The organism is Bradyrhizobium sp. CCGE-LA001 (genome assembly GCF_000296215.2).
Classification (GTDB): Bacteria; Pseudomonadota; Alphaproteobacteria; order Rhizobiales; family Xanthobacteraceae; genus Bradyrhizobium.
In genome coordinates, this window is the sequence record NZ_CP013949.1 from 7,580,817 (window position 1) to 7,607,496 (window position 26,680).

26 protein-coding genes are annotated in these 26,680 nt (G+C 64.2%); 13 read left to right on the forward strand and 13 right to left on the reverse strand.

Translation table 11 applies throughout. From position 1 onward, the window contains the following. Positions 1-14 precede the first annotated feature (14 nt). The 9 genes from BCCGELA001_RS34470 to BCCGELA001_RS34510 form a co-directional block, all read right to left on the reverse strand. On the reverse strand, positions 15-2,309 hold the full coding sequence (locus BCCGELA001_RS34470; protein ID WP_236840803.1) for a TonB-dependent siderophore receptor: 2,295 nt from the start codon (positions 2,307-2,309) through the stop codon (positions 15-17). A 184-nt stretch (positions 2,310-2,493) separates the two neighbouring features. Beyond that, a complete protein-coding gene (locus BCCGELA001_RS34475; protein ID WP_236840804.1) occupies positions 2,494-3,123 on the reverse strand; it encodes a helix-turn-helix transcriptional regulator in 630 nt (209 codons plus the stop codon). 379 nt (positions 3,124-3,502) lie between these two features. Beyond that, positions 3,503-4,216, reverse strand: a complete 714-nt coding sequence (locus tag BCCGELA001_RS34480) for an ABC transporter ATP-binding protein (protein ID WP_008540930.1) — start codon at positions 4,214-4,216, stop codon at positions 3,503-3,505. Further along, positions 4,209-4,976 (reverse strand): ABC transporter ATP-binding protein, encoded by a 768-nt coding sequence (locus tag BCCGELA001_RS34485; protein WP_060737325.1) that lies wholly within the window; start codon positions 4,974-4,976, stop codon positions 4,209-4,211. Before BCCGELA001_RS34485 ends, BCCGELA001_RS34480 begins: the two co-directional genes overlap by 8 nt. Next, a complete protein-coding gene (locus BCCGELA001_RS34490) occupies positions 4,969-5,913 on the reverse strand; it encodes a branched-chain amino acid ABC transporter permease (RefSeq protein ID WP_008565395.1) in 945 nt (314 codons plus the stop codon). Before BCCGELA001_RS34490 ends, BCCGELA001_RS34485 begins: the two co-directional genes overlap by 8 nt. Next, positions 5,910-6,827 (reverse strand): branched-chain amino acid ABC transporter permease, encoded by a 918-nt coding sequence (locus tag BCCGELA001_RS34495; protein WP_060737326.1) that lies wholly within the window; start codon positions 6,825-6,827, stop codon positions 5,910-5,912. The genes BCCGELA001_RS34490 and BCCGELA001_RS34495 overlap by 4 nt, the downstream gene beginning before the upstream one ends. A gap of 286 nt (positions 6,828-7,113) precedes the next feature. Then, complete coding sequence (locus BCCGELA001_RS34500; protein WP_008540920.1) at positions 7,114-7,332, reverse strand: hypothetical protein; 219 nt, start codon at positions 7,330-7,332, stop codon at positions 7,114-7,116. Between the two features lies 1 nt (position 7,333). Then, positions 7,334-7,993, reverse strand: a complete 660-nt coding sequence (locus BCCGELA001_RS34505) for an acyl-homoserine-lactone synthase (protein WP_060738014.1) — start codon at positions 7,991-7,993, stop codon at positions 7,334-7,336. 82 nt (positions 7,994-8,075) lie between these two features. Beyond that, positions 8,076-8,813 carry a LuxR family transcriptional regulator gene (locus tag BCCGELA001_RS34510; RefSeq protein WP_060737327.1) on the reverse strand — a complete coding sequence of 246 codons (738 nt, stop codon included), beginning with the start codon at positions 8,811-8,813 and terminating at the stop codon, positions 8,076-8,078. A 166-nt stretch (positions 8,814-8,979) separates the two neighbouring features. On the opposite strand from BCCGELA001_RS34510, the gene BCCGELA001_RS38565 reads away from it, so the two are divergent. Next, a complete protein-coding gene (locus BCCGELA001_RS38565; RefSeq protein ID WP_060737328.1) occupies positions 8,980-9,156 on the forward strand; it encodes a hypothetical protein in 177 nt (58 codons plus the stop codon). 151 nt (positions 9,157-9,307) lie between these two features. On the opposite strand, the gene BCCGELA001_RS34520 is transcribed toward BCCGELA001_RS38565, so the two are convergent. Beyond that, positions 9,308-9,520, reverse strand: coding sequence for a hypothetical protein (locus tag BCCGELA001_RS34520; protein WP_008540912.1), 213 nt, complete (start codon positions 9,518-9,520; stop codon positions 9,308-9,310). A gap of 293 nt (positions 9,521-9,813) precedes the next feature. Between BCCGELA001_RS34520 and kaiC the strand changes: the two genes are divergently transcribed. The 11 genes from kaiC (at position 9,814) to BCCGELA001_RS34575 (ending at position 21,978) form a co-directional block, all read left to right on the forward strand. After that, complete coding sequence (gene kaiC, locus BCCGELA001_RS34525) at positions 9,814-11,511, forward strand: circadian clock protein KaiC (protein WP_060737329.1); 1,698 nt, start codon at positions 9,814-9,816, stop codon at positions 11,509-11,511. A 3-nt stretch (positions 11,512-11,514) separates the two neighbouring features. Then, entirely contained in the window at positions 11,515-11,802 is a 288-nt protein-coding gene (locus tag BCCGELA001_RS34530; protein WP_008540910.1) for a circadian clock KaiB family protein, read from the forward strand. Beyond that, positions 11,802-13,286, forward strand: coding sequence for a sensor histidine kinase (locus BCCGELA001_RS34535; RefSeq protein ID WP_063921176.1), 1,485 nt, complete (start codon positions 11,802-11,804; stop codon positions 13,284-13,286). Before BCCGELA001_RS34530 ends, BCCGELA001_RS34535 begins: the two co-directional genes overlap by 1 nt. A gap of 67 nt (positions 13,287-13,353) precedes the next feature. After that, positions 13,354-14,292 (forward strand): LysR family transcriptional regulator, encoded by a 939-nt coding sequence (locus tag BCCGELA001_RS34540; protein ID WP_008540909.1) that lies wholly within the window; start codon positions 13,354-13,356, stop codon positions 14,290-14,292. Positions 14,293-14,424: 132 nt separating this feature from the next. Further along, positions 14,425-15,303 (forward strand): shikimate dehydrogenase, encoded by an 879-nt coding sequence (locus BCCGELA001_RS34545; RefSeq protein ID WP_060737330.1) that lies wholly within the window; start codon positions 14,425-14,427, stop codon positions 15,301-15,303. Between the two features lie 55 nt (positions 15,304-15,358). Beyond that, complete coding sequence (locus tag BCCGELA001_RS34550) at positions 15,359-16,489, forward strand: ABC transporter substrate-binding protein (RefSeq protein ID WP_060737331.1); 1,131 nt, start codon at positions 15,359-15,361, stop codon at positions 16,487-16,489. 263 nt (positions 16,490-16,752) lie between these two features. Further along, positions 16,753-17,628 carry a branched-chain amino acid ABC transporter permease gene (locus BCCGELA001_RS34555; RefSeq protein ID WP_008540907.1) on the forward strand — a complete coding sequence of 292 codons (876 nt, stop codon included), beginning with the start codon at positions 16,753-16,755 and terminating at the stop codon, positions 17,626-17,628. Further along, entirely contained in the window at positions 17,625-18,623 is a 999-nt protein-coding gene (locus BCCGELA001_RS34560) for a branched-chain amino acid ABC transporter permease (protein ID WP_008540906.1), read from the forward strand. Before BCCGELA001_RS34555 ends, BCCGELA001_RS34560 begins: the two co-directional genes overlap by 4 nt. Next, the gene (locus BCCGELA001_RS34565; protein WP_060737332.1) at positions 18,620-19,363 is read left to right on the forward strand and encodes an ABC transporter ATP-binding protein; all 744 of its coding nucleotides are present in this window, start codon (positions 18,620-18,622) and stop codon (positions 19,361-19,363) included. The genes BCCGELA001_RS34560 and BCCGELA001_RS34565 overlap by 4 nt, the downstream gene beginning before the upstream one ends. A gap of 9 nt (positions 19,364-19,372) precedes the next feature. After that, positions 19,373-20,110: an ABC transporter ATP-binding protein gene (locus tag BCCGELA001_RS34570; protein WP_060737333.1), complete on the forward strand. Its 738-nt coding sequence runs from the start codon at positions 19,373-19,375 to the stop codon at positions 20,108-20,110. Continuing rightward, positions 20,107-21,978: a bifunctional sugar phosphate isomerase/epimerase/4-hydroxyphenylpyruvate dioxygenase family protein gene (locus BCCGELA001_RS34575; protein WP_060737334.1), complete on the forward strand. Its 1,872-nt coding sequence runs from the start codon at positions 20,107-20,109 to the stop codon at positions 21,976-21,978. Before BCCGELA001_RS34570 ends, BCCGELA001_RS34575 begins: the two co-directional genes overlap by 4 nt. Before the next feature lie 213 nt (positions 21,979-22,191). On the opposite strand, the gene BCCGELA001_RS34580 is transcribed toward BCCGELA001_RS34575, so the two are convergent. Continuing rightward, the gene (locus BCCGELA001_RS34580; protein ID WP_060737335.1) at positions 22,192-23,364 is read right to left on the reverse strand and encodes an ABC transporter substrate-binding protein; all 1,173 of its coding nucleotides are present in this window, start codon (positions 23,362-23,364) and stop codon (positions 22,192-22,194) included. Between the two features lie 300 nt (positions 23,365-23,664). Here BCCGELA001_RS34580 and BCCGELA001_RS34585 point away from each other — a divergent pair, with 300 nt between their 5' ends. After that, positions 23,665-24,927, forward strand: coding sequence for an NAD(P)/FAD-dependent oxidoreductase (locus BCCGELA001_RS34585; protein WP_060737336.1), 1,263 nt, complete (start codon positions 23,665-23,667; stop codon positions 24,925-24,927). A gap of 124 nt (positions 24,928-25,051) precedes the next feature. Here the strand turns inward: BCCGELA001_RS34585 and BCCGELA001_RS34590 are convergent, their stop codons facing one another. Both BCCGELA001_RS34590 and BCCGELA001_RS34595 read right to left on the reverse strand, forming a co-directional pair. Next, positions 25,052-26,263, reverse strand: coding sequence for an ABC transporter substrate-binding protein (locus tag BCCGELA001_RS34590; RefSeq protein ID WP_060738016.1), 1,212 nt, complete (start codon positions 26,261-26,263; stop codon positions 25,052-25,054). Positions 26,264-26,347: 84 nt separating this feature from the next. Beyond that, a complete protein-coding gene (locus BCCGELA001_RS34595; protein ID WP_060737337.1) occupies positions 26,348-26,671 on the reverse strand; it encodes a 2Fe-2S iron-sulfur cluster-binding protein in 324 nt (107 codons plus the stop codon). Positions 26,672-26,680 lie beyond the last annotated feature (9 nt).

Below are 26,680 nucleotides of genomic sequence, written 5' to 3' on the forward strand. Positions count from 1 at the left end.
TCCTGCGGCAACGTTCACCAGCGATAGCCGAGCGTGGCGATGACGGTCAGCGGGGCGCCGCGGTAGCAATAACCCACCTGGCACGTGGTGTAGTGCAGATTGAACAGGTTCTTGGCGTTGACCTGGAACTGAAGCCCCTTCAGCTCCTTCGCCGCCTGGCCGAAATCATATTTCAGCGCCGCGTCGACCAGGGTCACCGAGCTGTTCCTGAACGTGTTCAGATCGTCGCCATAGCTCCACGACATGTAACGCACGCCGCCACCGATGCTCAGCCCCGCGAACGGGCCGGCAAACGGCAGGGTATAGTTGCCCCATAGCGTTGCCGTGTGCGGAGGATTGCCCGACGGAAACTTGCCGACCAGCGAACTGTCGCCGGCCTGCTTGGTGACCATGTCGAGATAGGTGTAGGACGAGGTGATGTCGAAACCGCCGCCGAGACTCGCGAGCCCCTGCAATTCGAAGCCGCGGCTTTGAATCTCGCCGCGCTGGACCGTCACGCCCGTTCCCGTCGTGACCAGCCCGCCGTCCTGGGTCAGGTCGAACACCGCGGCGGTGATGAAACTCCTCGTCCCCTGCGGCTGATACTTGATACCGACCTCGGTCTGCTTGCCGGTGGTGGGCTTGAAGAAGGCGCCCGAGGGGTCGACGCCGAGATTGGGAAAGAACGAAGTCGAATAGGCGACATAGGGCGCCACGCCGGAATCGAACACGTAGGTCAGACCGGCACGGCCGCTATAGGCCTGATCGGATTGCTGCTGCCGCGTCAGCGCGAACAGATTCTCGCCAGTGGTGCTGACCCAGTCGCTGCGGCCGCTCAGCGTCAGGAGCCAATGGTCGAGCCTGGCCTGATCCTGGATGTACACGCCGGACTGGGTCTGCCGCTGCTGCGTCGAGGACGAGATCGCAGGATCGGGAATCGATTCCGGCGCGTAGACTGGCGAGGCCACGTTGAGGTCGGAGACACCGAAGCCGAAACCCTGCCTGTCGTTGAACTTCGACGCGGTGTAGTCAGTGCCGACCAGCAGCGTGTGCTGCACCGGCCCGGTCGAAAGCTTGGCCTCGACCTGATTGTCCATGATGGCCGATTGCAGCGTGTCATGAACAAGGCCGGTATAGCGCGAGACCACATTGCCCACGGGAGCGCCGAGAAAACCGACATAGCGGGTGACCGCATCGATATCGACGTAGCGGAATTTCTGGCGGACGGTGATGTCGTTGTTGAACGCGTGCTCGAACAAATAGCCGACACGTCCCTGCTCCTGGTCGAGCGAATTGTAAGACGGGCTGCCGGTGAAAACATCGGTGGCGATGCCGGTACCCGTGGAATAGGTGAACATGGATCCGGGCGTCTTCGACTTCTGATAGGAGCCGAGAATCGTGAGTGTCGTCGATTGATCCGGCTTCCAGGTAAAGGCGGGAGCGATGTAGGTCCTGTTGTCCTTGCCGCCGGGCACGAACACGTTGGCGTCACGCATCACGCCGGTCAGCCGGTACGAAAACTGGCCGTTGGGATCGACCGGTCCCGAGAAATCGAAATTGCCTTGGATGCGCTCGCGGTCGCCGAACACGGTCTGCACCTCGTGAAACGGCTGGCTGGTCGGCAGCTTGCTCGAGAGGTCGATGAGTCCCCCGGGCGAGCCAAGGCCATAGAGCGCCGAGCTGGGCCCGCGGACCACCGTGATGCTGTCGACGCCATAGGGCTCGGTCTTGAACACGCCGAGACCGGCGCCGACGAGGCGCAAGCCGTCGAGATAGATGCCGTTATAGGTGATGTCGAAGCCGCGGATCGAGATGGCATCGAAACGCGGATCATAGCCGGAGGCATCGATGCGGACGCCCGGCTCATAGCCGACCGCCTCCGTCAACGTCTGCACGGCGCGATCGTTGAGCTCCTTGCGCGTCACGACCGAGATCGACTGCGGCGTCTCCAGCAGCGGAGTGTTCGTCTTGGTGCCGGCAGAACTGCTGTTGGCGACGTAGCTGTTCTCGCTCGCCAGCTTGCCTTCGCCGATGCCAGCCTCGCGCGCGTCCGGATTTCGGGCCGGGCCGGATGCGGCATTGCGCTGCGCCGCGACGCGGCCGCGCTGTGATACTGAATTGCGCTGGGCGGACTGGGCACGCGGACGCGCCTGGTTCGGCGCCTCGACGGTGACGGGAGGCAAGGTCCCCGCCGTCGATCCCGAATTCGTCCCGGAGACCTGGGCGAGCGTCGGTGTGGCGTGCAGCACCACCCCGAGGCCGGCCACACCCAGTCCGGCCTTCACCACCCGTTCCCAACCGAACGTCTCTCCGTCGTCGCGCCGCATCATCTTCCCCAAGTTCCGTCTTTAAGCAAACCCGGGAGTAATCAGATCGGGGCGCGCACCGCCTTTGCGGCTGCGCAAATCGTCTTTGATTCCAGGTGGAGCCTTTCAAGACTGCGGACGGAGACCTCATCGCGAACGACGCAGACACATCGCGAAACATTTCGGCCGGCGCGCAATCCTCTCGCCGCTACTGACAGCGGCTGGGCGAATAGCCGAAGTGCCTGCGAAAGGCCGTCGCGAAATTGGCCGGATGGGCGTAGCCGACCCGAAAGGCTGCCTCGGTGACTGACAACCGTTGATGAATCAGAAGGTCACGTGCGGCATCGAGCCGCCGGGCCCGCAAATAGTCGATCGCGCTCTCGCCATACGCCATCTGGAATTTCTGGTTGAAGGACCGCCGGCTCAGCCCTGCGTTGCGCGCCAGCTCGTCGATGCCCCAGCGGTAAGCAAGATCGGCGTCCATCCGCTCCTTGACCGATTGCAGCCGCATCCGCTGGAGGTCGGTCGCCGGATCGAGTGCGATCCGGCCACGCTCGCTGCACAAGGCATGGACGACGATCTCGGCGGCATGCGCCGACAGCAACAATTGCGCCGCGTTTCCGGCGACCGGCGGCGAGAACATTTCCGCCGCGACGGCCTGCACGCGTGCAGATGCCACCAGCGAGACGATGGCCGGCTTAGCCCCCTCGTCCCGGAACAGCGCCCGAAATTCATCGCCGAGGCCGAGCTCATCGATCGAAGTCTGGGGCAGTGCCAGGCCGATCGCAGGACGTTCGTCGCGCCGGACCGAGCGGCACATCGCGAGGGATTCGCGCACGGCAATTGTCGTGATCTGCCTTATCGCGCGCGTCGAACTGCCGCGGTCTGCACCGTCATCGAAAACCACAGAGATGAACAAGCCCGCCGCGCCCATCGCAGGCCCGTTCGCATCGGCGCGAAACTCACCTCTGACGAACACGCAGCCCGGGAAATCCAGCCATTGGCCTCTCGTTGAAGCTCCTTGCGCGGAACCGATGTCGTCTTTGGGCCGTCCGATAATTTGCTCGTAAAAGTCCCGCATCGAATCCGCTTACATCGCGGCCTCTTTGACGGCAGACGGCGGCGCGCTCAAGGGGACAGCGCGCAGTTTGGAGGATTTCGAAACTGGATTTGCTCGAAGCGACCTTGCGGTGCGGCGGTTCAGGGCAACGAACGCGTCAGATTCCCAGATATTTGTGCTGGAGATCCGGCTCCGCCATCAATTGGTCGGAGGTGCCGCTCCACACCGTCTTGCCGCGCTCGATGATGTAATGGCGGTCGCAAATGCGGGCGAGATGGTCGACGTTCTTGTCGACGACCAGGATCGACTGTCCCCGGCTCTTGAGCAGCGACAGGCAATTCCAGATCTCTTCGCGGATCAGCGGCGCGAGACCCTCGGTCGCTTCATCCAGGATCAGCAGCTTCGGGTTGGTCATCAGCGCGCGGCCGATGGCAAGCATCTGCTGCTCGCCGCCGGAGAGCTGGTTGCCCATGTTGGCGGCGCGCTCGGCGAGGCGCGGAAACAACACGTAGATCGCGGCCAGCGTCCAGGGATTCGGACTACCGAAACGATCGGCGGCGGCCGCGACCAGGTTTTCACGCACGGTGAGATTCGGGAAGATCTGGCGTCCCTCGGGAACGAGGCCGACGCCGAGCTTTGCAATTCTGTACGATGGCAGCTGCCGTACTTCAGTGCCCGCGAAGCGGATCGCGCCTGATCGCGCCGGCGTCAGACCCATGATGGAGCGGATGGTGGTGGTCTTGCCCATGCCGTTGCGGCCCATCAGCGAGACCATCTCGCCCGGCTTGATCGACAGCGACAGGCCGAACAGCACCTGGGAGAGGCCGTAGCAGGTCTCGATGCCGTCGACCTCGAGCAGCGTGTCAGCCATGATGCGTCACCACATGCTGATCGCCGAGATAGGCGCGCTTGACGTCGTCGTTCGCCCGGATCGCAGCGGGATCGCCAGAGGCGATGACGCGGCCATAGACCAGCACCGTGATACGGTCGGCGAGCGCGAACACCGCCGGCATGTCGTGCTCGACCAGCACGATCGACACTTCCTTCCGCAGCTCCTGGAGCAGCTTCACCATGCGCTGGGATTCGGTGACGCCCAAGCCGGCCATCGGCTCATCCAGCAGCAGCAACTTCGGCCTGCTCGCGAGCGCGACCGCAAGCTCGATCTGGCGGCGTTCGCCATGGCTGAGCCTGGACACCACGACGTCGGCGCGATGCAACAGGCCGACGCGGTCGAGCGCAGCATGCGCGGCATCGCGCAGGCCCTTCTCCTTGCGTGCATCCGCGAAGAAGCGGAACGACGTGCCGGCATGCGCCTGCGCCGCCAGCGCGACATTGTCGGCTGCGGTGAAATCGAGCAGCAGCGAGGTGATCTGGAACGAACGTGCCAAGCCCAGCGCGCAACGGCGATAGGCCGGCAAATAGGTGATGTCGCGCCCGGCCAGCGAGACGGTGCCGGAATGCGGTTCGAGATGGCCGGTGAGCTGGCTGATCAGCGTGGTCTTGCCGGCGCCGTTCGGGCCGATGATGGCATGTAGCTCACCGCTGGCGACGTCGAGCGAGACATTGTCGGTGGCGATGATGCCGCCGAAGCGGCGCACCAGCTTCTCGACGCGGAGCAAGGGTTCAGCCACGGCCAGCCCTCCCGAGCGCGCCCATGATGCCGCCGCGGCCGAACAGGACGATGAGCAGCAGCAGCGGGCCCATGATCAGCGCCCAATATTCGGTGATCTGCGACAACAGCTCTTCCAGCAGCAGGAAAAACACCGCGCCCATGATCGGACCGAACAGCGTGCCCATGCCGCCCAGGATCACCATCACCATGAGATCGCCGGAGCGGGTCCAGTACATCACGGCCGGGCTGACGAAATCGGTGTTGTTGGCGAGCAGCGCGCCGGCAAGGCCGCACATCGTGCCCGATATGACGAAGCAGACCAGCTGGTAGCGCTTGGCAGGGAAGCCGATTGCCTGCATGCGCTGCTCGTTGGAGCGCAGCCCCTGCACAACGAGGCCGAAGCGCGAATTGACGATGCGCCAGATCAGGACGATCACGCCGAACAGGCAGGCAAGACAGAGATAATAGAACTGCGTGCGGTTGCCCAGGTTGATCAGACCGGAGAAGTCGCTGCGGTTGTAGACGGTGAGGCCGTCGTCGCCGCCGTAGCGCGCCAGCCCCGATGCGACGTAATAGGCCATCTGGGCGAAGGCCAGCGTGATCATGATGAAATAGACGCCGCGCGTGCGCAGAGAGAGTGCGCCGATCACCAGCGCATAGATCGCCGACGCGGCGAGCGCGACCGGAAACTGGATGAAGCCGGACCCTACGCCTTCCTGCGCCAGCATGCCGACGGCATAGCCGCCGATGCCGAGATAGGCGGCGTGGCCGAAACTCATCATGCCGCCAAAACCCATGATGAGGTTGAGGCTCGCAGCCGCCAGCGCCAGGATGATGATGCGCGTGAACAGCGTCAGGATGAAGATGTTGCCGGTCAGGTGCGAATAGAGCGGCAGCAGCGCGAGGCCCGCCAGCATCAGGGCCGTGACGGCCTTGCTCACAGTGAAAGTCTTCATCGACGATTGGCCGGAAACAGCCCCTCCGGCCGCACCACCAGCACGATCGCCATCAGGAGGTAGATCAGCATGGACGACAGCGCGGGCGCGGCGGTGGAGGCGGCAGCGCCACTCAACACCTGCCGGAGCAGGTTCGGCAGGAAGGCGCGGCCAAGCGTATCAATCATGCCGACAAAGATCGCGGCCAGGAACGCGCCCCGGATCGAGCCGATGCCGCCGATCACGATGATGACGAAGGCGAGGATCAGGATGTTCTCGCCCATGCCGATCTGCACGGTGAGGATCGGCGCCTGCATCAGGCCGGCGAGGCCCGCGAGGGCGGCGCCCAAGCCGAACACCAGCGTGTAGAGCAGCTTGATGTTGATGCCGAGCGCGCCGATCATCTCGCGGTTGGACGCGCCGGCCCGGATCAGCATGCCGATGCGGGTGCGCATCACGCCGAGATAAAGCAGCAGCGCAACCAGCAGCGCCACCGCGATGATGGCGAGGCGATAGGCGGGATAGTGGATGCCGGGCAGGATCGGCACCGGCACGGTGAGCCAGGCCGGCAGTGGCAGCGCAAGGCCGGCCGGGCCCCAGATCAGCCGTACCGCTTCGTTGAAGAACAGGATCAGGCCGAAGGTCGCAAGCACATGGTCGAGATGGTCACGGCCGTAGAGATGCCGCAGCGCCGACACCTCGAGCACGATGCCGAGCACGAGCGTGGCCCCTAGCGCCATCAGCGCACCGAGCAGGAAGCTGCCGGTCCACGCCGCGAAGGTCGCGGCAAAATAGGCGCCCATCATATAGAGCGAGCCGTGCGCGAGGTTGACGAGATCCATGATCCCGAACACCAGCGTCAGGCCGGCGGCGAGCAGGAACAGCAGCAGGCCGAACTGCAATCCGTTCAAGAACTGTTCGACGACGAGCAGCATCAAGACTCTTTCAGGCGCACGCAGCGTCGCGCCGATGTTCGAACACGGTCGCCATCAGTGAAAGAGCTCCCCCTGCCTGTTCAAGGCGGAAAAATGGGTAATGGCAGTATCGTTCCGAGGCAAGAGCGATTCTGCGCCAAACATGCACTTTGTTGCATCTCGGCGCATGCGCCCAGCCCGCGAAGCAAGAAGGCTGCCGCGGAGCATGGGGCGTCCTGTCGCACCCAAAAGAATACCTCCCCCGGATGACCGAGGGAGGATGCGACATTCGTTAGCGTGTGAGCGTCTAGTGCGACGTCATCTGTCGGGGAAGGTCATCCGGTTCGGCGAGCACGCTGTTGGCCGTCGAGGCCTCCAGCGCCGCCATCCGGAACAGATAGGCGAGCGTCGCCAATCCGGTGTCTTCCGCCATCTGCGCCAGCTCCAGCGCCATGTCGGACATGTAGCCGAGATTTTCGTCCTTGGTTTGCGCCATGATCTGGCTGTCCCGCATCATGTTCGACATTTCAGGCGCTCTTTCGTTGCGTCGCGGCGAGGCCGCTGAGGTTGGCACGGGCGACGGCATCCAGACGCGGGCCGTCCTGACGCACGACCGAAGCCATGCCGATGCGATCATGCAGCGCGTCGAGCGTCTGCTGGCGAATGTCGATGGTCGCCGCCATGGTCCATGCATTCTCCACCAGCGCCGGCAGGCCAAGCGGCGTCACGACGAATCCGGCCTCATGGAAGCGCGGCAACCACCAGGTTTCCATGATCGCACTGACCTGCGTGATTCCCTGAGCGAGGCAAAACTCCTGCACCGCCGCCATCAGTTGAAGGTTCAGAGCGCCGTCGCGGCGATCACGCACGACGAAGTAGCGCGACCATTCCCAGATCAGCGGATCCGCGGGGCACCCGCGGACTGATGCCAGATGCGGGAAGACTTCGCTCATCATCGATGGCTTGGTCGTTGGATAGAGCCGATGTCCCCCAATGACGCGCCGCCCATCCAGCGCGAGCAGATAGACGGTGTCCTCGTCGTCATAGGAATCGATCTCGCGGCCGTCGGGCCTGCGCAGCGTTTCCCAACGGCGCTCCCCGACGAAAATCTCGTGCCGCAGCCGGAAGTGCTGCTCGATCACGTCTTGATAAAGGTGACGGTTCACCGCGGAAATTGCGTGGATCATGAAATCCCCCATTCATCATCAATGGGGGCAGAATCTGCGAAAAGACGCAGGTCCGGTATTGGGAAATTTCCCAGTACGCGCTCTAGGGAGCGATGATCTTGTTCCGGATCGCCAGCGCCACCGCATGCGTGCGGTTGACGGCGCCGAGCTTGCGCGCGGCAGTTGCAAGATGCTCTTCGGCGGTGCGCTGCGTGATGTGCAGGATTTCGCCGATTTCCCACGCCGACTTGCCCTGCGACGCCCAGGAGATCACCTCGCGCTCGCGCGGCGTCAGACGCGCCGACGGGTGCGGCGCAGGATCGAGCAGACGGCGAATGTGGTCGAAGCCGTACATCGCCATCAGGTGCAGCGCCGGCTTGCTGCGGGGATTGAGGTCGAGATGGACGCCGCCGAGCGACACCGCGGCCTCGTAGCCGGTGAGCCCGTGAATCGGCACGATGAAACCGCGCGACATGCGAAACTCGCTGGCACGATTCATCACCTCGGCCGCGTTCGGCTCGAGTTCGGCATCATAAGGCGCTTCCGACCATTCGAACGGGTTGACCGATTGCCGGCAAAGTCGCACCACCGGATCGAAGCGATCGTAATTCTTCTCAGTGTAGAGGCTGAACCATCCGGCAGGCCAGCGCTTGGCGAGCACCATCTGCGCAAAGCGCTGGTCGGGATTCGGCAATCCCGTCACTATGATGGTCTCGAAGCCGAAACGACCGAACGCCGCTTCGAGCGCATTCATCGCATCCGGCACCTTGGTATAGGCCCCGAGGCCTTCGATGAAGTCGAGCGCCTCTCGGCCATAGTCAACTGCACCTGCGGCAGACATCAGCGCGTTTCCTGACCCTCTTTCTCCCGTATAGCACGTATTTGGGAGCTGCCTCAATTCGCTGCTCCCGTAGTTTGCCGGTGTTCCGCTTGATCCGAAAGTTTAATCTACTTGTGGCAGAAGCGGCGCCCAGTTACACCTGAACGCGTTCGCAGGGAAACATACAATGCAAGACGAGGACATTGCTCTCAACAGCGTGCTCGGCCTGGAATTGAACCGCGTGTTTTTCGCCGTGCATCAAACGGCGAACAAGCAGAAGATCATCGAGTTCGCGCGCGAGGTGCTGGAAAGCGAGCGCACGGAGCTGGCGGAAAATCGCTTGCCCGAGGGCCCGGCGAGTTGACCAACGTCGCACCAAGGATGCGCTCGCGACCCGAACAAACTTGCACAGCATTCAACATCCCGTGCGCCAGTTGATCGATTCGTGGAGCATCGCCCCGCCTCGCTGATGAGGCGTTCGCCAAGTCCAGGTATCGGCCCAGCAGCTCCGTCGCCTAGCCCGACGATCTGCTTCTGAGATCGATTAGGGCGCGCCGGGCGACTGCCGTCAATTCCTCCAGAGCAGTGACGCCCGAACGGGCCGCCTCCATCAGCCGGGCAGCGATGAGTTTGCGGCTCTCATGATCGCCGCCGTGCCTGACATGACTGAAAGCGGCTTCCAAAGCCGCATCAAGTGCGCTTTGCAAGCGGCCCTCGAACTCGCTCATCTCGTCCCCCTTTTTGCCAGGCCCGTTGCCGAAGCAGGCTCAGTCATGGGGCGGCGCGATAATGCTGTATGTGCACAAGTGAACACGGCGCACTGGTAAATGAGCACCTGCCAATCACGTCAAAGCGATCAAAGTTATCAAAGGGTATTGAGTGCGGAGGAAAATGGAGCAGAGAAACGCAACGCTCATTCCACGGCATCGTTCCCCGCGACGATCAGCCATGCTTGCCCTGAGGCCCTCTATGCAGCCCGCTTTTCTTTGCCTAGAAAAATCCGTGGGAACCAGGATAGGGCATGACTGAAGGTATTACGAAATCTCCAACCGGCATCGAAGGCTTTGACGATCTGACATTGGGCGGCCTTCCCACCGGACGGCCGTCGCTCGTCTGCGGTTCGGCTGGCTGCGGAAAAACACTGTTCGCTTCGACATTCCTCTTCAATGGCGCGCGGCTCTACGGCGAGCCCGGTGTCTTCGTGACCTTCGAGGAGCGCCCGGTCGACATCGTCGCCAACGTGGAATCGCTCGGCTTCGACCTGCAGGGGCTGATCGACCAGTCGAAAATCCATATCGAGCACATCGCGATCGATCCCTCCGAAGTCGCCGAGATCGGCGACTACGACCTCGAGGCTCTCTTCCTGCGGCTCGAATTCGCCGTCGACCAGATCGGCGCAAAGCGCATCGTGCTCGACACCATCGAGAGCCTGTTTTCGGCCTTCTCCAATCCGGCGATCCTGCGCGCCGAGATCCGACGCCTGTTCGATTGGCTCAAGCAGAAGGGCCTGACAGCCGTCATCACCGGAGAACGCGGTGACGGCAGTCTGACCCGGCAGGGGCTCGAGGAATACGTGTCCGACTGCGTGATCCTGCTGGATCACCGGGTCGACAACCAGATCTCCACACGGCGGCTGCGCATCGTCAAATATCGCGGCACGGCGCACGGCACCAACGAATATCCGTTCCTGATCGACGAGGACGGTTTCAGCGTACTGCCGGTCTCTTCGCTCGGCCTCGGCCATCAGGTGTTCGACGAGCGCATCTCGACCGGCGTGCCTGATCTCGATGCCATGTTGACCGGTGGTGGCTTCTACCGCGGCAGCAGCATCCTGCTCACCGGCGTCGCCGGTTCCGGCAAGAGTTCGCTCGCCTGCATGATGGCGGACGCCGCCTGCGCCCGCGGCGAGCGCGCGCTTTATCTTTCCTTCGAGGAGTCCGAGGCGCAGACCGTGCGCAACATGAGGTCGATCGGCACCGACCTTGCTCGATGGCTGAAGAAGGGGCAGATGCGTTATATCGCGACGCGCCCGACCTTCTACTCGCTTGAGATGCACCTCGCGATCATGTTGCGCGAGATCGGCAGGTTCAAGCCGCAGCTGGTCGTACTCGACCCGATCTCCGCCTTCACGGGCTCAGCCGATATCGCCGAGGTACAGGCGATGTTGCTCCGCATCGTCGATTACCTCAAATCCAACGGCATCACCGCCGTCTTCACCCATCTCGCCAATGTCCAGCAGGCGGAAACCGATGCCGGCCTGTCGTCATTGATGGACGGCTGGATTCTCCTGCTGAACCGCGAGGCGAACGGCGAATTCAATCGGGAGCTCTATCTGCTGAAGGCGCGCGGCATCGCTCATTCCAACCAGGTCCGCGAGTTCGTGATGTCGAGCAGCGGCATTCACCTGCTGGAGCCCTATCTCGGCGAAGGCGGCGCCTTGACCGGCTCGGCCCGCCGCAACGAGGAGGCACGGGCCCGGCGGACGGAGGTCAGCAGACAGGCCGAGGTCGCGCGTCTCCAGGACCAGGTGACGCAGCGCCGGCGACGCGCCCTTGCGCAAATCGAATCTCTCAAGGCCGACATCGATGCCGACGAGGCTGAACTCAACCGCCTCGTTTCGGCCGAGCACCATTATCTTCAGCAAAGCCGGGACGACGCCGCGGCCATGGCGCGGGGACGGGGAATCGACACCCCTTCCGGCAAGACAAAACAGGACTGACCCATGTCCCAAGCAAGCAGCGAGCCGGTTAAGCTCGTCCTTTACGTTGCCGGCGAGACGCCGAAATCGCTCGCCGCGATCCGCAATCTCGAAAAGATCTGCTCCGAGCATCTGGCCGGCAAGTACAAGGTCGAGGTGGTCGATCTGAAGAAGCAGCCGCAGCTGGCCCGCGAGCACGGCATCGTCGCGATCCCGACCCTGGTGAAGGAGCTTCCTGTTCCTATTCGCAAGATCATCGGGGACCTTTCCGATACTCAGAAAGTTCTAGTTCATCTGTCGGTTGAGGAATGATGACGGTGGTGTCGCTCGTATCCGCGTTGACCCGGGACGAACTCGAGGCCCGCTTGTACGAGGCCGAAGAGACGCTCCGGGCCATTCGCGAGGGCGAGATCGATGCCGTAGTCATCAAGGGCGGAGCCATCGAACAGGTCTTCACGCTCGAAGGCGGCGGCCAGTCCTACCGCACTTTCATGGAGGCGATGGATATCGGCGCCGCGGCGTTCGACGCCGAGGGGCAGCTGCTCTATGCCAACCAGGCACTGTGTACGTTGCTCGACCGGCCGGCCGACGAATTGTCGGGTCAGGCGCTGCTCGGCATGCTCGACGCCGTCAATCAAACCACGTTTCGCCGCCTGCTGACGCAAGCGCTGAAGGAGCGTCAATCGTCCGAAATCCACGTTCGGGTGGGCCACATCGAGCGCAGCTTCCTTCTCACCGGGGCCCCGATCGATTTTGGCATCGTAAGCGGCGTCGCGATCACCTTCACGGATATCAGCGAGCGTGAACAGATCGCCGCCGCCAAGGAGTCGGAGCGACTGGCGCGGTCGGTTCTCGCCTCCGCCAACGAGGCCGTCATCGTCTGCGACCGCTCCGGTCGGGTGACCCACATCAATGCGGCCGCGGAGCGTATCTGCGCCGAAGCTCCGATCGGAAAGCCGTTCGAGCAGGCGATCGAGCTGACTTTTGCCGATGCGTCCGAGTTGATGTCAGGGTCCGACATCGTCGCGATGGCCGCTGGCGGCACTCCGGTACAGGGCCTCGAAGCCGCCGTGAAGACATCGGCCGTCGACGTCACCGACGTCATGATCAGCGCGGCGCCGCTCATCGTATCCGGCGACCGGACACAGGGCTGCGTGGTGACGCTGATCAACCTGTCGCAGCGCAAGGCCGCCGAGCGCCGCCAGGCTCTCCTGATGGGCGAGCTCGACCACCGCGTCAAGAATACGCTGGCGATGGTGCTGGCGATTTCCGCGCGCACCGCATCGCACGAACGCACGATCGAGGACTTCCAGAAGTCCTTCTCCGGCCGCATCCAGGCGCTGGCGGCCACCCACACGCTGCTGTCGAATGCGTCATGGGAGAATCTGCAGATCAAAGACGTGCTCCGCGTCGAGCTCGCGCCTTATGCAACGCTGTCGAGCGGACGCATCACGATGGAAGGACTGGATATCTCCGTCGATTCCAAGACGGCTGTCTCGCTCGGGCTCGTCTTTCACGAGCTGACGACCAATGCAGTGAAATACGGCGCGCTTTCGACCCGGTCCGGCAAGCTTTCGGTTCGGCGGATCGGACTGCTCGACGACGGCGCGCTCCAGATCGAGTGGGAAGAGCGCGACGGGCCGCTGGTGACGCCGCCGACTGCATCCGGCTTCGGGCAGACTTTGATCTCGCGCAGCCTGGGGAGCGGTCCGAACGGCGGCACCAGGCTCGAATACCGTCCGAGCGGCGTGGTTTGCCAGATCGTGATTCCGAAATACGGTCACTTCCTGTCCTGAAAACGCGCTGGATGACGGCGCGGCTTCCGTGACATGATCTGAAAGGACGTGTCGGGACAGCCGGGACATGATGACGCTGCGCCAGGTGGAAGTGATCCGCGCCGTGATGGTGACAGGCACCATCGGCGGTGCGGCGAAGCTGCTCAACGTCTCGGCGCCGGGCATCAGCCGCCTCGTCAAATACACCGAGCGCTCGCTCGGCATCCGCTTCTTCCAGCGCCAGAACGGGCGCTACTTCCCGACGCCGGAAGCCGAGAGCATCTTCGAGCAGATCAACGGCGTCTACAAGAAGGTCGACGACCTCTCCGAGATCATCTCCAAAATCGGCCGCGGCGGCCTGTCGGAGCTGCGCATCGGCTCGGTGCCGAGCATCTCGCAGGTGATGGTGCCGCGCGCGATCGAGCGCGTCCGCCGCCGCTATCCGGATCTCGGCATCGACATCAACATCCTCAAGCTCGAGGAGGCCATCGACTATCTGATGCTCGGCCGCGGCGAGTGCGTCGCGATGAGCTACCGGCTGGAGCATTCCGGGCTCGACTTCATGCCGCTCGCCTCGGGCGAGCTCTATTGCATCGTGCCGCCGGGCCATGAGCTCGCAGGACGCAAGCAGGTCTCCGCCGCCGAGATCACGCGCTATCCGCTGATCGGCATCGACCCGAACGATCCTTATGGCCGGATCATGGCCGAGATCTTCGCGCGCAACCGGCTCGACTACAACATCACCATCCGCGCGCGCTTCGGCACCACGGTCTGCGCGCTGGTGAAGGCGGGGCTCGGCATCGCCATCATCGACCAGTTCACGGTCGCTCATGGCGGCTATCCCGGGATCGAGCTGTTGCGGATCACCGAGCCGACGCGGTTCGACACCTATATTGCCGTCAAGCGCGGCGCGCCGCTGTCGCTCCATGCCGAGAATTTCATCGACGCTCTGCGCACCGAGATGCGCGCAGTCGAGCCCGCGCGCGGCAATGGCAGGGCCACCCCGGCACGCGTCCGGAAGAAATAACATGATGTTAGGTTTGCCGGATAAAAGGGTAATTGTGTTAGGCCGGGGAAAGGCTATCGTCACAGCTGGAATGACGCGGATTTCCCCGCTAAGGGCCGGGACCGGACGCTCCCAACGAGACGATAGCGAACCATGTCGAAGCGCGGATACGCCGCCAGCCAAAAACTTCTCACCGGCCTGATCGGCGCACCGATCGCGCATTCCGCGTCCCCCGCCATGCATGAGCGCGCCGCCGAGGCGCTCGGCCTGCGCGGCCATTACCAGCTCATCGAGGTGGCCGGCGCCGACGCGGCTGGCCTTGCCATGATGCTGGAAGGCGTGCGGCGGCTCGGCTTCGCCGGTGTCAACATCACCTACCCCTATAAGGAAGCCGTGGTCCCGCTGCTCGACGCGCTGGCGCCGGGGGCTGCCGCCATGGGCGCGGTGAACACCGTCGTCGTCAGGGATGGCCGGCTGACCGGCCACAACACCGACACGACCGGCTTTGCACGCGCGGTGGCGCCGCTGTTGGCACCCTCCGCCAACGCCGTCGCCGTGATCGGGGCCGGCGGCGTCGGCAAGGCGATCGCGTTTGCGCTGGCGAGCCTGGACGTAGCCGATATCCGGATCTTCGACAGCGAGCCGGCGCGCGCCGAAAAGCTGGCGGCCCTGCTCGCCCCGCGCGGCGGTGCCCGCGTTGTCGCCAGCGTCGAGGAGGCGCTCGATGGTGCGACCGGCCTCGTCAACGGCACGCCGGTCGGCATGCTGCCGAACCGGGACACGCCGGTGCCGGCGGGACTGCTCCGGGCCAATCTGTGGGTCGCCGACGCCGTCTATTCGCCGCTGATCACGCCGCTGCTTGCCGCAGCGCGAGAGAAAAGCGCCCGGATCATGACCGGCCGCGAGCTCGCGATCTACCAGGCCGCCGACGCCTTCGAACTGTTCACCGGCCTTGCCCCATCCACCGAGATCATGGGAGAGGCTTTCGACGCCGTGATGGCTGCGCGCAGCGCAGCCTATCAGGCAGCTTGAGGCGAAGCGGCCGGCACAAGGCCGCTTGCAAGATTTGAAACGGGAGGAGAGGACGATGAAATCAACGCTATTGGTGGGCGCGCTGCTCACCGCCATGACCGCAACGAGCGCCCTTGCCCAGGCGATCAAGCTCGCCAACGTCGCCGAGCTCTCGGGCGGCGGCGCCACCGTCGGCACCAATTGGAAGAACGGCATCGACCTCGCGATCGAGGAGATCAACGCCAAGGGCGGCGTGCTCGGCCGCAAGCTGGAGGTCACCCACGCCGACTCGCAGTCCAACCCGGGCGTCGCGCGCGCCCAGGTGCAGAAGGCGCTCGACGCCGAGCCCTATGTGCTGCTCGGGCCCGGCTATTCCGGCTCCGTGAAGGTCACCGCGCCGCTCGCGGCCGAAGCCGGCATCGCGCAGATCATGGGCGGCGAGGCCGCCGAGCTGACGCAGACCGGAAACAAATTCCTGTTCCGCACCTCCTTCGGCCAGCAATCCTCGATGCCGAAGGTCGCCAAGTACATCCACGACGAGATGAAGGCGAAGACGGTTGCGGTGGTCTGGGTCAATAACGATTTCGGCCGCGGCGGGCGCGACGTCGTGGTCAAGGAGCTCGACCGGCTCGGCTCCAAGGTGGTCGCCGACCTCTCCACCGAAGCCGGCCAGGCCGATTTCGCCGCCGACGTCGGCAAGATCAAGGCCGCCAATCCCGACGCCGTGTTCGTCTATCTGAACGAAGAAGAGAGCGCGCGCATCCTCAAGGAGCTGAAGCGCCAGGGCGTCACCGCGCCGCTGATGGGCGAGACCACGCTGATCGGCCAGAAGGTGATCGAGCTCGCCGGCGATGCCGCCAACGGCGCGCGCGGCCATGTCGGCCTCACCACGGATGCGCCGGTCGACCTGATCAAGACGTTCCGCGAGAAGTTCTCCAAGAAGTACAATTACGTCCCTGACCACAACGGCCTCAAGGGCTATCTCGCGGTCTACATGGTAAAGGCCACCACCGAGAAGATGGGCAAGGTCGATCCGAAGAAGTTCGCCGACACGCTGCACGGCCTCACCATCAAGGCCGCGGACGAGCCGGGCATCCTGATGGACGTCACCTTCAGCGAGACCGGCGACATCGACCGCCAGAGCTTCCTGGTCGAGGTGGTCGAAGGCAAGCAGGTCGTGAAGCAGGTGCTGCCGAAAGTGAAGTGATCTTCGCCTCTCCCCGCGTGCGGGGAGAGGTTGTCGACCATGCATTTTGATGGAGCGGAGCGAGCGCCTCTTCCTTCGAGACGACCGCTTTCAGCGGTCTCCTCAGGATGAGGCTGCAGCGGAGCGCGTGGTCCCGCAACCGCGTACTCCGCCCTCATCCTGAGGGCCCGCCGCAGGCGGGCGTCTCGAAGGATGTGCCGCGACGAAGCTGTCGCAATCCGTTGGTCGCAGCGGGCTGGGAGAGGAGACGAAAGAGGTTTACCATGTCCAATCTGTTCGATCTTCTGGTCGCGGGACTTGCCACCGGCGCGATCTATGCGCTGGTCGCGGTCGGCTTCACGCTGCTGTGGCAAACCTCGCAGACCATCAATTTCGCGCAAGGCGAGTTCGTGATGCTCCCGGCCTTCCTGATGCTGGCGGCGATGCATGTCGGCGCGCCGTTCTGGCTCGCGATCATTCTCGGCATCCTCCTGTCGATGATCCTGCTCGGCCTCGCCTTCAAGCTGCTGCTGGTGGATCCGATGATGCGCCACGGCGTGCTGCCGCTCGCGATCGCGACCATGGCGCTCGCAATCGGCATCAAGGAATCCGTCAAGCAGTTCTTCAGCGCCGAGGCCCAGCCCTTTCCATCCATCGTGCCGACCGGCGACGTCTCCATTCTCGGCCATGCGGTGTCGCTGCAAAGCATCGGCGTGCTCGTCGTCGCCATCCTCGCCGTGGCCGGCCTGACCACGCTGCTCAACCGCACCTCGCTCGGCCACCAGATGCAGGCCGCCGCGCAGAACCCGACGGTGGCGCGCATCATCGGCGTGCCGGTCGAGCGCATGATCATGCTGACCTTCCTGATCAACGCCTTCCTGGTGGCACTGGCCTCGCTTCTGATCACCCCGATCTACCTTGCGAAGTTCTCGTCGGGCGAGGTGCTGGGCCAGGCCGCCTTCATCGCCGCGATCGTCGGCGGCTTCAACCAGGTGCGTGGCGCGATCGCCGGCGGCCTCCTGATCGGCGTGCTCGACAATCTCGCCGCCGCCTATGTCTCGACGCAGTATCGCGCCGCCGTGCCGATGCTCTTCCTGATCGCCGTCATCCTGTTCCGGCCGCAGGGCTTGCTCGGCCGCGCCGAGGAGCGCACCGTATGAGCGGCTTCGCCAAACCCCTGAAGATTGCGCTCGGCGTTGCGGTCATCGCCGCGCTGATCATCGTCCCCATGAACTTCAACCGCTACGGCCTGTTCATCCTGAGCCAATGGGCGGTGATGAGCATCGCGGCGATGGGGCTCAACCTCACGCTCGGCTATGCCGGTCAGGTCTCGCTCGCCCAGGGCGCGTTCGTCGGCATCGGAGCTTATTCCGCAGCGATCATGACGACGCATGGCTGGCCGCTGCCGGCAGCGATTCTGGTCGCGATCGTCCTGAGCTTTGCGATCGGCTGGGTGCTCGGCTATCCCGCGCTGCGCGTGCAGCACCACTATCTCGCCTTCGTCACGCTCGCGTTCTCCACGCTCGCCTTCCTCGTGTTCCGCAACGAGAGTTGGCTCACCGGCGGCATCTACGGCATCTCCAACATTCCGCGCCCCCACGTCTTCGGGTTCGCGACCAACAGACCGCTGCCGTTCTACTATGTCTGCCTCGGCTCGCTCGCGATCGTCTCGCTGGCGGTGTTGTGGCTGATCCGTTCGCCCTGGGGCCGCGCCTTCATGGCGCTGCGCGAGAATCCCTTGCGCGCGCAATCGCTCGGCATCGACACGCGCCGCTACACGCTGATGGCGTTTGCGATCGGCTCGGCGCTCGGCGGTGTCGCCGGCGCGCTCTATGCGCCGCTGACGCAATATATCGATCCCGTTCCGTTCAACTTGTCGCTCTCGCTCGACCTGCTGATGATGGTGATCGTCGGCGGCGCCGGCTTCTATTTCGGTCCGTTCCTGGGCGCGATGATCGCGGTGCTGCTGCCGGAATGGCTGCGCTTCACCGACGGCTATTATCTGATGCTCTATGCGGTCGCCGTGATGCTGCTCCTGATCTGGTCGCCGACCGGCATTCTGGGAATCCTCGACCGTTACCTCGCGGAGCGCCGCACCAAGGCGGCCTCCGCGCTGCGCGCCGTCGCGAAATCCCGCCTGGAGACGGCACAATGAGCGCGGTCCTCGAAGTCACCGACATCAAGAAGAATTTTGGCGGCATCAGCGCCGTTGACGGCGTCTCCTTCGACGTCCGTGAGGGCGAGATCCTCGGCCTGATCGGCCCGAACGGCTGCGGCAAGTCGACCCTGTTCAACTGCATCCTCGGCCAGCTCACCCCCAGTGGCGGCGAGGTCAAGCTCGACGGCAGGCTGGTCACGGGATTGCGCCCCGCCGAACTCAACAAGCTCGGGGTCAGCCGCACCTTCCAGCTTCTGCAGGTGTTCCCAAAGCTCTCGGTGCGCGAGAACCTGATCCTCGCCGGACAGGAGCACCAGGGCAACATGGCCACGCGCCTGGTCGGCCGCTCCGACGCCGGATTGACCGAGGCCGCCAACCAGATGATCGGCTTCTTCAAGCTCGACCATCTCGCCGACGAGCCCGCCGGCGGCCTCTCTTATGGCCAGCAAAAGCTGCTCGACGCCGCCATGGCCTTCATGGGCGGTCCGCGCCTCGTGCTGCTTGACGAGCCCGCGGGCGGCGTCAATCCGTCGATGCTGGCCGACCTCAAGGACCGCCTGGTCGCGATCAACCGCGAGAGGAACGCGACCTTCGTCGTCATCGAGCACAACATGGAATTCGTGATGTCGCTGTGCTCGCGCGTGATGGTCATGGCGGAGGGCAAGGTGCTGGCGATGGGACGGCCCGACGAGGTCCGCAAGAACCCCGCCGTGATCGAAGCCTATCTCGGACATTAGGAGCGAGTGATGAGCGATCCGATCCTCTCGGTCCACAATCTCGTCGGCGGCTACGGCAAGATGACGATCCTGAACGGCACGAATTTCGCCGTGCCGCAGGCGACCATCACCACCATCATCGGCCCGAACGGCGCCGGCAAGTCCACGGTGTTCAAGGCGATCTTCGGCCTCTTGAAGCTGCGCGAGGGCAAGATCAGCTTCGCGGGCCGCGATGTCACGAACTTGAGCCAGCGCGCGTTGCTCAATGCCGGCATCTGCTACGTGCCGCAGGGCCGCAACATCTTTCCCGAGCTGTCGGTACGCCACAATATCGAGCTCGGCGGCGTCGCCGCCGGCAAGGGCCTCGACCTGCCCAGGCGTATCGAAGCCGCGCTCGACCTGTTTCCGGCACTGCGGCGCAAGTCGACACAACAGGCATCTACGCTCTCGGGCGGCGAGCAAAAACAGCTCGAGATTGCCCGCTCGCTGCTGCTCGAACCCAAGCTGGTTCTCATCGACGAGCCCTCGATCGGGCTGTCGCCGCTGATGGTGCAGCAGACCTTCGACATCCTCAAGAGCCTGCGCAACCGCGGCGTTACGATCCTGATGATCGAGCAGAACGCACGCTCGGCGCTGGAGATCTCCGACATCGGCATCGTGCTCGAGCTCGGCCAGACCCGCATGGTCGACGACGCCAAGCGCATCCTGAACGATCCCCGCATCGGGCAGCTGTTCCTGGGCGGCGCCATGGAGGAGAGTGCGGCATGAACAAGCGCTCGATCGCCACCGTCTCGCTCTCGGGCACTCTCGACGAAAAGCTCCGCGCCATCGCCGCCGCCGGCTTCGACGCGGTCGAGATCTTCGAGAACGATCTGCTGTCGTTCGGCGCGGGCCCGCGCGACATCGCAAGGCTCTGCAAGGACCTCAACCTCGGGATTTGCGCGTTCCAACCGTTTCGCGATTTCGAAGGCATGCCCGAGCCGCAGCGTGCACGCAATTTTGCCCGCGCGGAGCGGAAGTTCGACCTGATGCAGGAGCTCGGCACCGATCTGTTGCTGATCTGCTCGAACGTTTCGCCCGCCTCGCTGGGCGGCATCGACCGCGCCGCCGAGGATTTTTGCGAGCTCGGCGAGCGCGCCGCGAGGCGCGGCCTGCGCGTCGGCTACGAAGCGCTGGCCTGGGGCCGTCATGTCAACGACTACCGCGATGCCTGGGAGATCGTGCGGCGCGCCGATCATCCCGCGATCGGAATCATCCTCGACAGTTTTCACGCGCTGGCGCCTAGCTTTCCGACCCGCGCCATGGCCTCGATCCCCGCCGACAAGATCTTCCTGGTCCAGCTTGCTGACGCGCCGAAGCTGGAGCTCGACATCCTGTCGTGGAGTCGGCACTTCCGCTCCTTCCCCGGCCAGGGCGACCTGCCGGTCGGCGAGTTCATGGCGTCGATCGCGGCGACCGGCTATGCCGGGCCGCTGTCGCTGGAGATCTTCAACGACCAGTTCCGCGCCGGCTCGGCCGCGCAGACCGCGGTGGACGGCCTGCGCTCGCTGATCCTGCTGGAGGACCAGCTTGCGCCGGATTGGCCCAAGCTCGTCCGCGAACCGCTGGCCCCAAGGGCCGGAAGCCACGGGACCGGCTTCGTCGAGTTCGCGGTCAACGAGACCAAGGCCGGCGAGCTCGCCCGCCTGTTCGCGCAGCTCGGTTTCCGCAGGAGCGGCAAGCACCGCAGCAAGGCGGTGGAGCGCTGGTCGCAAGGCAAGGTCGAGCTCGTCATCAATTGCGAGAGCGGCGGCTTTGCCCATTCGCATTACGTGACGCACGGCCCGGGCGTCTGCGCGATCGCGCTTGACGTCGACAATGCAGGCCTTGCCATGCAGCGGGCCGAGGCGCTGAAGGCCCGCACCTTCTACCAGCCGGTCGGGCCGGGCGAGCTGGAGATCCCTGCGATCCACGGCGTCGGCGGCAGCCTGCTCTATTTCCTGGACCAGGCCGGCAAAAACTGGGACACCGATTTCGAGCCTGTTGCGAGCGACGCCAGCGGCGATGCGCTGCTCGCGGTCGATCACATCGCGCAGTCGATGCCCTATGACGAGATGCTGTCCTGGCTGTTGTTCTACACGGGCATTCTCGACCTGACGCGGCTACCGCAGATGGAGATCGCCGACCCCAGAGGCCTCGTGCAGAGCCAGGCCGTCGTCAACGGCGACCAGAGCCTGCGCTTCGTGCTCAACGGCTCCTCTGCCAACCGCACTTTGCCGTCGCGCTTCATCTCCGAGTTCTTCGGCTCGGGCGTCCAGCACGTCGCGTTCGCGTGCCGGGACATCTTTGCAGCGGTCGGGCAGATGCGCCAGCGCGGTGCGGATTTCTTGGATATCCCCGGCAATTACTACGACGACATCGAAGCCAAATACGACCTCGCGCCCGAGCTGATGGCGCAGCTGCGCGCCAACCACATCCTCTACGACCGCGAGGGCGACGGCGAATTCTTCCAGGTCTACACTCACATCTTCGACGAGCGCTTCTTCTTCGAGATCGTCGAGCGGAGGAACTATCGGGGTTTTGGCGCGGCCAATGCCGGCATCAGGCTGGCGGCGCAAGCCCGCGAGGTGCGCCCCGCGAGTGTGCCTCGGGTGTAGGGACTTCTCGCTCCACGCCGTCATTGCGAGGAGCCCTTTGCGACGAAGCAATCCAGAATCTTTCCGCGGATGGATTCTGGATTGCTTCGCTACGCTCGCAATGACGATGTGGCGAGCGGTTGCGAACCCAACGTCTATCGTGCCTCGCGGAGAGTCCCCTCGCCTCAACCCTCTCCCCGCAAGCGCGCTTGCGGGGAGAGGAGGAGGTTCAGCTCACTTCATCTTGCATTTCTCGTGGAAACGATCCTGGTCGTTCTCCACGATGGTGGCGACGGTCTTCAGCGCGAGCTGGCCTTCGGAATCCTTGACCACGTCCTGGAGATAGAAGCTCTGCACCGGGATGTGGTTCTTGCCGAACTTGAACGCACCGCGCAGCGACTTGAAGTTGGCCTTTTCCATCTCGGCCCGCATCGCGTCCTTCTTGCTGGTGTCGCCCTTCACCGCGACCACCGCGCTGTTGATGAGCTGGGCCGCGTCATAGGACTGCGCGCCGTAATAGGTTGGACGCAGGCCAGTGTACTTCTTGCGGTAGTCGGCGACGAAGCGCTTGTTCTGCTCGTTGGGGAGGTCGTTGACCCATTCCTGCGCGCCGGGCACCCCTAACGCGTTCTCCTTCTGGAGCGGCAGCGACAGCTCGTCGATGGTGAAGGCGGTGTAGAGCGGCATCGTGCTCTTCAGGCCGGCCTGGGCGTATTGATTGAGGAACTGCACCCCGGCAGCTCCCGGATAGAACACGAAGATCGACTCGGCTCCGGAGGCGCGCGCCTTGGAGAGCTCGGCCGAGAAGTCGAGCTGGCTCGGCCAGACCGTGTACTCCTCGCCCTTCACCTCGCCCTTGAAGGTGCTCTTCAGGCCCGCGAGCATATCCTTGCCGGCCGCGTAGTTCGGGCCGATCAGGAACACGCTCTTGACGCCCTTCTGGTTCATGTAGAGGCCCATCGCCTGCGGCGTCTGGTCGTTCTGCCAGGAGGTCGAGAACACGTAAGGCGAGCACAGCTCGCCGGCGAGCTGCGAGGGACCGGCATTGGCCGAGATCAGGAAGGTCTGCGAGTCCACCGCGGTCTTGAGCGAGGCCAGCAGCACGTTCGACCAGATGTAGCCGACGATGAAATCGACCTTGTCGGACTGCACCAGCTTCTCGGTCTTCTGCTTGCCGACGTCGGGCTTCTGCCCGTCGTCCTCGTAGATCACCTCGACCGGCTTGCCGTCCATCTTGCGGCCGAGATGATCGAGCGCGAGCTCGAAGGAGTTGCGCATGTCGTTGCCGATCACGGCGGTCGGACCGCTGAAGGTCGAAACGAAGCCGATCTTGATGGTGTCGCCGGCGGATGCCGGGCCTGCCAGCACAAGCGCCGCTGCGCCCGCCAGCCAGAATGCCGTCCTCATAACCACTCCCCTCCTTATTATTGGTCCCGGAAAACGGGGTGATCGCCGCCCCGGGCCTGTCTCTATTGAACGCAAAATCTATCGCGCCGCCAATGGCTCAGCGACCGTGCCTGCACCATATTTCGCCCCAATCGGCGATGGCAAGAAATATAATTCTACTTACTTCGACCAAGGCTGCGGCGCTTTTTCGCGCTGGATCGATATGTCCCGCCTATGCGCCCATTGGTGACGGCTATTGGACCGCGGCCCCTAATCCGCACTTAAATGAGCAGGCACAGCAGCGAGATTCGAGGGCGCACCATGACCGCTAAACCACACCGCGTCGTCATCGTCGGGGCCGGCTTTGGCGGCCTGGAGACGGCCTATAGGCTCGCGGGCGCACCGGTCGAGATCACGCTGATCGACCGCCGCAACCACCATCTGTTCCAGCCGCTGCTCTACCAGGTCGCGACCGCTTCGCTCGCGACCAGCGAGATCGCCTGGCCAATCCGCCATCTGATGCGCGACCGGCGCGAGGTGACGACGCTGTTTGCGACCGTGAGCGGCGTCGATGCCGACAGGCGCTGCGTGCTGATCGACGACGGCAGCGAGGTGCCCTACGACACCCTCGTGCTCGCCACCGGCGCGCGACATGCCTATTTCGGCCATGACGAATGGGAGGCGTGGGCGCCGGGCCTGAAGACGCTGGAGGACGCGACCACATTGCGCCGTCACATTCTCGTGGCGTTCGAGCGCGCCGAGCGCGAGACGGATCCCGCGCGGCGCGCGGCGCGGCTGACTTTCGTCATCGTCGGCGCCGGTCCGACCGGCGTCGAGCTCGCCGGCACGATCGCCGAGATGGCACATCACACCCTGCCCGCCGACTTCCGCAACATCGACACGCACGAGGCGCGCGTGGTGCTGATCGAGGCGGGCCCGCGCGTGCTTGCAGGCTTTCCCGACGAGCTCTCGGCTTACGCGCAGGCTTCGCTGGAAAAGATCGGCGTCGAGGTCGTGCTCGGGCAGGCCGTGACCGAGATCAATCGCGAGGGCGTGGTGTTCGGCGGCAAGCTGCTCGAGGCAAAGACACGGATCTGGGCCGCCGGCGTGCGCGCCTCGCCCGCTGCGGAATGGCTGGGCGCGCCAAGTGATCGCGCCGGGCGCGTGCAGGTCGAGGCCGACCTGACGATTCCCGGCCATCCCGAGATCTTTGCGATCGGCGATACCGTCAGCATCAATGCCTGGGACGGCAAGCCCGTACCCGGCATCGCACCAGCGGCGAAACAACAGGGCCGCCACGTCGCCGAGACCATCAAGGCGCGGCTCCGTGGACAGACCAAGGGCGCATTCCGCTACAAGCACGCCGGCAGCCTCGCGCAGATCGGCAAGCGGCTCGCGGTGATCGATTTCGGCAAGGTCAAGCTGCGCGGCACCATCGCGTGGTGGATCTGGGGCATCGCCCACATCTACTTCCTGATCGGCCTCCGCCACCGCCTCAGCGTTGCCTTGAGCTGGCTCTGGATCTACGCGCGGGATCAGCGCGCGGCGCGGCTGATCACACAGGGATCAAGCAAGGTGGTGTGACGATGCTATCGTGTCCCGGACGCGGCGCGGCATGCAATGACGAGACGCAGAGCCGGGACCCAGAGTTCTGGGCCCCGGCTCTGCAGCGCAGCGCTCCGCGCCGCACTGCGTCCGGGGCACGAGCCTACTTCACCAGTTCGCACCCGCCTTCCGCCAGCGGGCGGAAGGCCTGGTCCGCGGGAATCGTCGAGACCAGCTTGTAGTAATCGTAGGGATATTTCGACTCCTCCGGCTTCTTCACCTCGAACAGGTACATCGGGTGGATGACGCGGCCGTCCTGGCGGATGGCAGTGTCGCCGAACAGCTTGTCCTTGCCCTTGAACTTCTTCATCTCGGGCACGACGTTCTTGGCATTGTCGCTGCCGGTGGCGGCGACGGCGTTGAGGTAAGCGAGCGTGGAGGCATAGACGCCGGCCTGGTTGCCGCTCGGCATCTTGCCGTTCATGCCGGGCCGGGCGGCGAACCGTTTCGCGAACGCGCGAGTGTCCTCGTTCATGTCCCAGTAGAAGGCTTCCATGAGCTGAAGGCCCTGAGCGACCTTGATGCCCATGCCGTGAACGTCGTTGATGAAGAGCAGGAAGGCGACGAGCTTCTGGCCGCTCTGCTGAATGCCGAACTCGGCGGCCTGCTTCACCGCGTTGATGGTGTCGCCACCGGCATTGGCAAGGCCGATCACCTGCGCCTTCGAGCTCTGCGCCTGCAGCAGGAAGGACGCGAAATCGGAGGTGCCGAGCGGATGCTTGGACGAGCCCAGCACCTTGCCGCCATGTCCCTCGATGTATTTCTGCGCCTCCGCCTCGATACCTTTGCCGAGCGCGTAGTCGACCGTCAGGAAATACCAATCCTTGCCGCCGCGCGACATCATCGCGGCCGCCGTGGTGTTGCCGGTGGCCCAGGCGTCGTTGACCCATTGGATGGTGTTGGGCGAGCAGGCCTTGCCGGTGAGATCCGAGCTCGCAGTCGAGGACGCCAGGAAGGTCATGCGGCTGTCGCGCAGCAGTGAATTGATGGACAGGCCGACGGCCGAGTTCGGCACATCCACGATGGCATCGACGCCCTCGACATCGAGCCATTTGCGCGCGATCGCGTTGCCGACATCGGCCTTGTTCTGGTGGTCGGCATAGACGATCTCGACCTTGATGCCCTTGCCGCCGCCGTTGAAATCCTCCGCCGCCATGCGCGCGGCCTCGACCGAGCCCATGCCGTTGGTGTCCTGGAAGATGCCGGAGATGTCGTTGAGCACGCCGACGCGCACGACATTGTCGGATATCTGGGCGCTCGCCGCGCTGGTCATCAGGCTCGCAGCCAGTGCGAGCGTCCAATTCAGTTGCTTCATCATTCCCTCCCCTGTTGGATGTGTTGCCACGCCGATCGTTGCCGGTGCAGTTCGGACGTCACTAGCCGGTTTGGACTTTTCGCTTCAGACTTGTCGCTCCGGTAATTGCAGCACGAGCCCGTCGAGCGCGGGCGTGAGGTGGATCTGGCAGGATAGCCGGCTGTTCGGCAGCCGCTCGCTTGCAGTGCCGTCGAGCAGCGCATCCTCGTCGTCGGCGATGTCGGGCAGGCGTGCGAGCCAGGCGTCGTCGACATAGACGTGACAGGTCGCACACATGGCGTTGCCGCCGCATTCGGCGAGAATGCCGTCGAGGCCGTGGCGCGTTGCGGCCTGCATGGCGCTCTCGCCGTCGATGGCCTCGACGCGGTCGGACTTGCCGCCCGGATGGATGAACGTAATGGCAGGCATGAAACTCCT